Below are 6,455 nucleotides of genomic sequence, written 5' to 3'. Positions count from 1 at the left end.
CATCGTGCCGCCGAACTGCCTGTCTGGCTGCACAGATACAATTGGCATCGTCCACATGGCAGCCTAAAGTCAAAAACGCCTATCAGTCGCCTCGCCCTGATCGAGGACAACCTGTTGAAGCTCCACATCTAGGGCATGCGAAAATAGAAAATAACGGGCAAAAAGATGCGCCTTTTCCGACTCCGAGCCTAGATGGTTGAAAGCCTCGAAGTACTCCTTCGTCCGCTCGAGGAGATCTCCCGCATAAAGCGCCAACGGCTGTGACACGGTGACCCTCGGGCGCGCCTTGACCTTCGGCGTCTCAGGTCCACTCTTGGCCATCTCAGATTATCGGCTTAATTCCGGTGCCGGTATGCGACAAAGCCGAACAGAGTAGCCGCTGCGACGTTGAAGATTGCCCACAGCTCGCGCGGCAAATGAACCGGCATGAACGGGTTGAAGATCGCTGCCGCTCCAAACAGCGCCCAAGCCAGGGTGCGATTTTCAGGGCCTGATCGCCACACCATGGCTCCGCAGTAGATCCCGGCGAAAAAGACCACCACGCGGAGGAATTGGTAATAGCCGTACGGCCATGGCGCTACCGCCAGCAGCGAGGCAATAGCTACACAGATGCAGACCAACCGGACCGTTCCGGCCGGCGTCGAAAAGCATTATTTTCAGCAAACTTGATCCTCAAACGCCCAGCACGGTTGTTAGTGGAGTTTCGGCGCCCGCCATATATTTGAAAAGCCAGATTGCCCAAGTGATCGGCCAAATGAACGCCAACATCGCATCCAGGCTCAAGTTAATCAGGATTTTTACGACCACTGATGCATGGCCCTGCCATGTGTCGACGACATTCATCACGTAGGTGATCGGCCCGCCCAGCATGAAGAGGAGGCCCAGCGGAGCTGACATGATGTTCTTCAGCATGTTTGTGTCCCTCAGAAAGGCGTGACCTTCAGTGACAGTGATACGCGCCGGTCTTATGGTTGGTATGGCAACCGTTGGCATCAGTGCCGCCACTGTGTGCAAACGCGCCGGTCGCGCAAGCGATTATTGCAGCGGCCATAGCCGCGAGAAATGTTGTTTTCATTTTATTGCCCTCCCAAAGTATTTCAGACAGAGCACTATTGCCGGTCGGGCACAAGCTGCTCGTGGCACTGTGAACACAAATAGGATAGATGCTCCTCTGTGCAGGCCAAGATCGGGCGAGGAGAATACTTTGGATGGATTGCGATTGATGCACGTCCCGTTGGCGATCCTGCTGACATGGCCAAGGGTGGCGACGGCAAATGAATGCCTCTCGAAGTACACCAAGACCGACGTCTGCGCCTACGCAAAAAAAATGCAAACCGAAATGGCTCCAGCATTGCCCATGCTGATCAGTTCGAACATCTCCGTTCGGAGCATCATCGCAATCGGGCCAAGGATCGTTTTCAACGCCACCTGGGCTCAGACCGATGCGGAAGTAGACGCCAAATTGTTGGCTGCTGGCGTCTCGCGGCCGGTCTATGTCCAGAAGATCGATGAAATGACCAAAAACTATGTCTGTCGTGCGGAGGAACTATCTGCCTTCGTTCGCCTGGGCGGTGAGATCCAGTACACGTATACGACTGTGGATAATTTCCCAGTCGCGAACCCGCTCGTAGCACTCTGTCCTTAGAGCATCGCAGCACGGCTCATGACATGACTAGTCGCGGCCGATCAACCAGTTGATCAGCAGCCATGATCATTTGTTGGAACTCAATTGAGCCTGATCCGCACTAGCAAGTGGATAGAAGTGAATGTGCGGTTGCCCTTTAGCTCTACTATGCATAGAAACCACTCTGCCGGGGGGCGTAAAGTTGGGGTTGTGAGTGCGTGGGCTCTAAATTCGAAAAACTAAATAAGTTGCGTGACTCACTGCGAGAATCCAACCACGATTTTCGGGCGAGCACTCAGCTATTCAACAGCCTGGACCCTGCCAAGATCGACGGCGACCTGGATGTCATTAACCGCGGAAAGCAGCGCGGCGAGGTGAACCAACCCCCGAAAACGGCAAAGAATCTCGACGATGTCGAACATGCCATCGTGGAACGCGTTGAGGATGAGAAGAAGGCTGCGCATCACACTCTTGAGGACAACCTGCAACTCCTTGGAGGTCGTCTTGCCGGCCTCGATTTCGAGGAACAATTCGGTCTAATCCGTCAGACGAATGCCGCTAGCGTTTCGGACTTCAAAGCCTCGGTCGCCGTGGGCCTCGATGAACTTCACGGCCTGAGAAGGGCCCTGAACGACGCCGAAAAAGAGCATGCATGGTTTAAGGAGAAGCACGGTCTCGTTCGTGCCGCGCGTGTGCAGCACGGTGCCGCTCACATTTTCCGGCTATCGCTTCTGCTATTTCTGTTTCTGGTCGAGACAGCGATGAACGGCAACTTCCTGGCCAAGGGCAATGAGCAGGGATTTTTTGGTGGCATCCTTGAGGCTGCGGCATTCTCTTTCATCAACATCGGGGCGGCTTTGCTCCTGGCGGTTTTCTGCGCTCGTCTCGTCACCCATCGGTCGTTTTTCGTAAAATTCGTTGGGATCATTTCAATCCTTTTCTATATCGGCTTGGCGATTTCGATAAACTTGGCGCTAGCGCACTACCGTGAGGTCAGCGGCTCGCTCGCTGACGGCGCCGGCGCTGAGGTCATCCGTAATATGCTCGCCAATCCAGCGGGTCTCACGGACATCAAGTCCTGGTTGCTGTTTGCGATCGGCCTGATGTTTTCGCTTTTCGCTTTTATCGACGGCTGGTTCGTGCTCGACCCTTACCCAGGCTACACTGGCGTTGAAAATCGGCTCGTTCGACGGCGCGATGACTACATCGATCGAAAGAAGGAACTGATCGAAGAGCTGCAGGATGTCCGCGACGACCACAACGAAAAAGTGGAGGAAATCGTCAAGCAGCTTGGTAGTCGCCGGCGCGAGCACCGCGCGATTGTCGATCATCGATCGAGGCTTCTGGCTCTTTTTGCGCAGCATCAAGACCAATTGGAGCGAGCCTGCAATCAGCTTTTGTCGATGTATCGGGAAGCCAACATCCAGGCGAGGACCGAGCCGGCGCCCAAGCATTTCGGAACGCCCTACAAACTTGATCGCATCAAGCCATACGTCACCGGCGAGCGGGAGTGGAATGAGGGAGATGTTGGCGCATCAATTCGCCAGGCGCAGGAGGAACTCAACGAGCAGGTTCGTCTGATTGGTCAGGAATGCGAACGGGGAATTGAGCAGTACCGAGATCTTGATAAGCTTCACCCGGACAGCGTGAATGTCTAGGCGAACCCGCAGACGCAAGAAAGGCAATGCGGGTACCATTGCCGCGGCCATTGCCCTTGGTGTGCTATCCGTTGCGATGTTGGCCGGCTTCGGCTGGATGTGGACCAGGTCTGGCAATGGCCATATCGACGCCAACACGAATTGCCCATTGGACGGACCCTCCAGCCTGACCGCCGTCCTCATCGACGCCACTGATCCAATTTCGGCAACGACGATGGCTGATCTCAAGAACGAGTTCCGAAAGACCATTGGGCAGGTCGAGCCGGGTGGGTATGTGAGGATTTATACCCTGAGCTCGGCGCCTGGTGAGCTGACGGTGATGTTCGATGGATGCAATCCCGGTGATGGGTCGACCGTCGATAGTTGGACCAACAATCCTGCGCGGCGTCAAAAGAAGTGGGAAAACGCCTTCGGCGATCCTTTGAACAAACTTCCCGATGAAATCCCGAATGCGGCTTCCGCGAGCCAATCTCCGATCATGGCTGGAATTCAGAAAATCAAGCTGTCGCTCTTCGATAGCAGCTTGGCCAAACAGGGCAGTCCCAAGCGATTGGTGGTCGCCTCTGACATGATCGAGCATACGACGATTTACTCGCAGTACCGATCGGGACTGGATTACCAAAAATACCTCAACAGCGCCGCCGACCGCACATATGGGACGTCGCTGGATGGGGTGGGCATCACAATTCTTTATATCGATCGGGCAAAGAAGCCATTTCAGACCCTGGATCACGCGGAGTTCTGGACACATTGGGTCCAGAACCATCACGGCGAGTTCGAAAAGCTGGTTGGCTTGGATGGGTTAAACTGATGGCGAGAGCGCACGACAAACCTTTGCTGGATCATCCACGTCTGCCGGTCGTGGTTTTCGCGGCATTGACACTCGGCGGGTGTGTATTCATCGCCATTGCAAAACTCTCAGGCGTAAATCCGATCGTCGCGGCGGTAGCACCGGCCTGCCTGATGTTTTTCTATCTCGGGGTTTCGATCTTTGCTGGAAAGCTACAACTGCACGACGAGCAGACCGGCGATAACCTCTACTATATGGGCTTCCTGTTCACCCTGACGAGCCTTGGGGTCTCGCTGTTTCAGTTTGGAACGGAAGGCTCAACCGACACGATCGTCCAAAATTTTGGCATCGCGATCACGTCGACGATCACCGGTATTGCTCTGAGGGTTTTCTACAATCAGATGCGGCGCGATCCCGCGGACATTGAGCGAACGGCGAGGCACGAACTTGCCGACATGACACGGCGTGTAAGAGCCGAGATGGAAAGCGTAACCAGGGAGTTCGCCGACTTTCGTCGTGTCAGCCATCAAATGCTCGAAGAGGGCTTTGCAGAGATTGCCGAGCAAGCGGCACGCAATGGGGAGCACATTCGATCTGCCCTGGACAATATTGCCATGGAATCGATCAAGCCTGTCCAAGAGGCGTCTGCCAAGCTCAGTGACGCGTTGCAGCACAATTTCGGGCAAGTCGAAACCCAGTTTGCTTCGATAGCGAACCGCGTTGGAGCTGCAGCGGATTTGCTGGATAAAGCCAACAGCTCGATGTCCAACTCTGTTGGAAAGCTCGGTAATCAAGCCGACAATATGGCTGCCAAGCTGGAAAAGGTGGTTGTTCCTGATGAGGTGCTGAAGAACGATCTGGCGCCGATGGTCAAGCTCCTGGGTAATGCTGTCGCACAATATGCGATAAAAACCGAAACAGCCTCGCAAGAGCAGCAAACGCGGATGACCGGTCTTGCCGACGCAGTGATCAAGGTGGCGACTGGAGTGGAGAGAGCGGCAGCGGCCGCAGAAAAGACCGCAGAAACTGTCCAAGCGCAGCAGCGTTTGACTGAGGAGTTCATGGCTGTGATGCAGAAACACAGCAATGAAACACGCGGCCTCGTCGCAACCCTTACACAACATAGCCTCCCGGCCGTGCGCACTCCCCAGCCTCTGAGCAATGCGATAGCGAACGATGTCGAGCGAGTGGCGGCACCTTCCACTGTTGCCTCCCCTGTGGAGACGCCAATCAAGGTTTCGGATGACACGGAGGGCGACACCTTCCGATCGTTAAGCAGTCCGGCGGAGGTGGAGAAGGGTGAACCGCCAAAGAGAGCAAGTTGGTGGGGCAGGTGAGTGAGGTTAGCGGAACAGCCATTACGTTTGAGCGCAAGGGCTATGGCCGCGGCCTGATACTCGGCCTGACGATGGCTGAGACGATGCTGCTTCTCGTTTTCTGCCTTTTGCTTGCTGCAGGCGCGCTCATCGCCAAGACAAAGAAAGAGGCTGCGGCAGCGCAGAAGATTGCGCAGTCCCTCAATGAGAACGCTCGCAAGCTTGACGAGGAAAACAAGCGGTTGCTGGCTCAGCTGAATGCCATGGTCAAGCCTGCAAGTCGACGCAATGTACCAGATCAAGAATGGCGTGAATTGGTCCGGGCCAAAGAGGCCGCAGAGGCAATCAAAAAAGTGGGACTGACCCTTGAGGAAGCGGTGAAAAGCGCGCCGGCCGCCAAAGTCCTCTCTGACAACGACGTCGACGTTGATCAGGCCAAAGCCATGATCGAGAAGATGAAGGTTCTGCGCGAGCTCGGCTACGTTGGCACGGGCAAGACGTCCAAGGATCTTGCTGACGCACTGAAGAAGGCAAGGAACGAGGCCTCTGCTGACAAGCCACACGATTGGCCACCGATCATCAGTCTTAGCGAGCTCGATGGCTATAATTTCGATACTGGAAGTGCGGAGCTTTCCGGTGGCTTCAAAACGAAGTTGCGGCAGATGTCGAAGACCATTGCTGGAATTGCAACTTCCTATGGTGTGGACGTCATTGAGGTGATTGGCCACACGGACGAGCAGGCGATGTCCGGTGACTCATCGAATATGGACAGAGGCCTTCAGCCCGTACTGGCGCGCAAGATGGACATTGGCACACTCCATCCTGCCGACAATGCCGGGCTTGGATTAGCGCGAGCGATCTCCGTCACAGGCATCCTGCGCGATATGCCGGAACTGAAAGGCTTCACCATCCTGCCAATGTCCGGCGGCCAGTTGATATTGCCTGGCGACCGGCTCACCGACGGCGCACAGGCCGGCGACGTCAAGGCGAGGAGGCGAATTGAGATCAGGGTCAGGCAACGTTCGCGAGAGACAGATATTGGACTGGTTCCGGTACCAAAGTTGTGA

General features: G+C 55.4%; 8 protein-coding genes and 1 pseudogene. 6 read left to right on the top strand and 3 right to left on the bottom strand.

Annotation, left to right across the window (positions count from 1 at the left end):
• Window positions 1-132, top strand: a pseudogene (locus EN943_RS33645) (IS481 family transposase); the annotation flags it as partial.
• 203 nt (window positions 133-335) lie between these two features.
• Here EN943_RS33645 and EN943_RS33640 read toward each other — a convergent pair.
• The 3 genes from EN943_RS33640 to EN943_RS39020 are packed head-to-tail and all read right to left on the bottom strand — an operon-like array spanning window position 336 to window position 1,051.
• A complete protein-coding gene (locus EN943_RS33640; protein WP_063169433.1) occupies window positions 336-620 on the bottom strand; it encodes a DUF6804 family protein in 285 nt (94 codons plus the stop codon).
• Window positions 621-672: 52 nt separating this feature from the next.
• Window positions 673-912 carry a hypothetical protein gene (locus tag EN943_RS33635; protein ID WP_082826591.1) on the bottom strand — a complete coding sequence of 80 codons (240 nt, stop codon included), beginning with the start codon at window positions 910-912 and terminating at the stop codon, window positions 673-675.
• Between the two features lie 28 nt (window positions 913-940).
• The gene (locus tag EN943_RS39020; protein ID WP_095770035.1) at window positions 941-1,051 is read right to left on the bottom strand and encodes a YHYH domain-containing protein; all 111 of its coding nucleotides are present in this window, start codon (window positions 1,049-1,051) and stop codon (window positions 941-943) included.
• 153 nt (window positions 1,052-1,204) lie between these two features.
• Between EN943_RS39020 and EN943_RS33625 the strand changes: the two genes are divergently transcribed.
• The 5 genes from EN943_RS33625 (at window position 1,205) to EN943_RS33605 (ending at window position 6,455) form a co-directional block, all read left to right on the top strand.
• A complete protein-coding gene (locus EN943_RS33625; protein WP_126066778.1) occupies window positions 1,205-1,645 on the top strand; it encodes a hypothetical protein in 441 nt (146 codons plus the stop codon).
• A 197-nt stretch (window positions 1,646-1,842) separates the two neighbouring features.
• Window positions 1,843-3,282, top strand: coding sequence for a hypothetical protein (locus EN943_RS33620; RefSeq protein ID WP_063169430.1), 1,440 nt, complete (start codon window positions 1,843-1,845; stop codon window positions 3,280-3,282).
• On the top strand, window positions 3,275-4,093 hold the full coding sequence (locus tag EN943_RS33615; RefSeq protein WP_063169429.1) for a hypothetical protein: 819 nt from the start codon (window positions 3,275-3,277) through the stop codon (window positions 4,091-4,093). Before EN943_RS33620 ends, EN943_RS33615 begins: the two co-directional genes overlap by 8 nt.
• A complete protein-coding gene (locus EN943_RS33610) occupies window positions 4,093-5,409 on the top strand; it encodes a hypothetical protein (protein WP_063169428.1) in 1,317 nt (438 codons plus the stop codon). Before EN943_RS33615 ends, EN943_RS33610 begins: the two co-directional genes overlap by 1 nt.
• Window positions 5,406-6,455, top strand: a complete 1,050-nt coding sequence (locus tag EN943_RS33605) for a hypothetical protein (RefSeq protein ID WP_082826712.1) — start codon at window positions 5,406-5,408, stop codon at window positions 6,453-6,455. Before EN943_RS33610 ends, EN943_RS33605 begins: the two co-directional genes overlap by 4 nt.

This window comes from Mesorhizobium sp. M7A.F.Ca.US.006.01.1.1, from assembly GCF_003997935.1.
Classification (GTDB): Bacteria; Pseudomonadota; Alphaproteobacteria; order Rhizobiales; family Rhizobiaceae; genus Mesorhizobium.
This window is presented reverse-complemented; position numbering and strand designations above follow the sequence as displayed.

Bases quoted from the DNA above. Each gene is read 5' to 3' on its own strand.
- EN943_RS33635 (WP_082826591.1), bottom strand. From the start codon at position 912: ATGCTGAAGAACATCATGTCAGCTCCGCTGGGCCTCCTCTTCATGCTG.
- EN943_RS39020 (WP_095770035.1), bottom strand. From the start codon at position 1,051: ATGGCCGCTGCAATAATCGCTTGCGCGACCGGCGCGTTTGCACACAGT.
- EN943_RS33615 (WP_063169429.1), top strand. From the start codon at position 3,275: ATGTCTAGGCGAACCCGCAGACGCAAGAAAGGCAATGCGGGTACCATT.
- EN943_RS33610 (WP_063169428.1), top strand. From the start codon at position 4,093: ATGGCGAGAGCGCACGACAAACCTTTGCTGGATCATCCACGTCTGCCG.